This is a genomic window from Anabaena sp. CCY 9910 (assembly GCF_963920875.1).
Taxonomy (GTDB): Bacteria; Cyanobacteriota; Cyanobacteriia; order Cyanobacteriales; family Nostocaceae; genus Trichormus; species Trichormus variabilis.
In genome coordinates this window covers 1-1,123 of sequence record NZ_CAWUDJ010000114.1, presented here as the reverse complement: position 1 = coordinate 1,123, position 1,123 = coordinate 1, and the positions used below count along the sequence as shown (strand labels likewise).

2 protein-coding genes are annotated in these 1,123 nt (G+C 41.7%); both read right to left on the bottom strand.

Annotated elements, in window-relative coordinates; all coding sequences use genetic code 11:
- Positions 1-8 precede the first annotated feature (8 nt).
- On the bottom strand, positions 9-584 hold the full coding sequence (locus ACM5QX_RS29525) for an IS630 family transposase (RefSeq protein ID WP_414756755.1): 576 nt from the start codon (positions 582-584) through the stop codon (positions 9-11).
- On the bottom strand, positions 575-1,081 hold the full coding sequence (locus ACM5QX_RS29520) for a helix-turn-helix domain-containing protein (RefSeq protein ID WP_414756754.1): 507 nt from the start codon (positions 1,079-1,081) through the stop codon (positions 575-577). Before ACM5QX_RS29520 ends, ACM5QX_RS29525 begins: the two co-directional genes overlap by 10 nt.
- Positions 1,082-1,123 lie beyond the last annotated feature (42 nt).

The following is a 1,123-nucleotide window of genomic DNA, read 5'->3' as shown; positions in this document are numbered from 1 at the left end:
ATACCAATTCAAAAAATGTTTGCGACAGATAAGGCATTGAGGATGAAGTCATAACCAGTCAAAGAAGCAGCAATTTGAGGAGTGAGTTCAGCTAAGAGTTGAGCAACCTTGGTTTGCAGATGCTCTAGGTTATCAAATAACTCCCATTTCAAGTCTTGCTTGAGATGTTCCCAGACTCGCTCTATTGGGTTAAGTTCAGGAGAATGGGCTGGCTGAAACAACAAAACGATATTGTCTGGAATTTGTAACCGTTTAGCTTGATGAAATAAGCCGTTATCGACTTGGAGAACGTTGAGTGATGTGGGATAACAAGCAGCGAACTCGTTCAAAAATTGTTGGTAGCATTCGGTATCGACATGAGAAAATTGCCAAAATAAACTTTCCCCCGTAAGTGGTTCAACTGCCCCGTATAGCCAGAACGCTTTAAATTGCCACTGCCAATCACCAATAGGCTTAACCCCAGGAAGAGTAATTTTACGTCCTTCAATGGTTTTGAGTCCAAATCGACTTTCATCTTGTACAAAATAACGAATATTTTCGTACTGGGGCAACATGATAGCGGCGTATTGAGCAATTAATTGCAAGTCATCACCGAGGTTTTTTTAAAAGACTCCAGTTTTTCTTCGTCCTGTTTTCGGTTACGCGGACGTGGAACTTTCAGCTTGGCTTTGAGCCTGTAACGTACCAGATGATGTACAGTTGCATACTCGGCTTGCACACCCAAGGTTTTTTCTAACCAATGTTGTATTTGTGTGTACCGTTGAAACCCACCTTCTGGTTGTTCGAGTTGTTTTTTCAAACTCGATACCGCCCAAGAAGGTATTGCTCTTTTTCGACCTGAACTCTTCCCAAATTCAACAACCGCCTCCATTCCCCCTTCTCGATAATCTGCTAACCATCGATGTACTGTTCCTCGATGTTTTCCCAATATTTTAGCAATCTCACTTACACTCATTTCTTGCCCTTTTATCAGATATAGGGCTTGTATACGTTCTTTGCTCCGAGACTGTTTTTGATGTCTGAGCAACTCCTCTAGTTCCTCGACACTTTCTTCTATTTCAATATGCGTTACCCCTGCCATCACATACCCTAAATGCTACTTCTGTCTATATTTACCATCTGT

Coding starts and splice junctions, on each gene's coding strand:
- ACM5QX_RS29520 (WP_414756754.1), bottom strand. CDS start 1,081: ATGGCAGGGGTAACGCATATTGAAATAGAAGAAAGTGTCGAGGAACTA.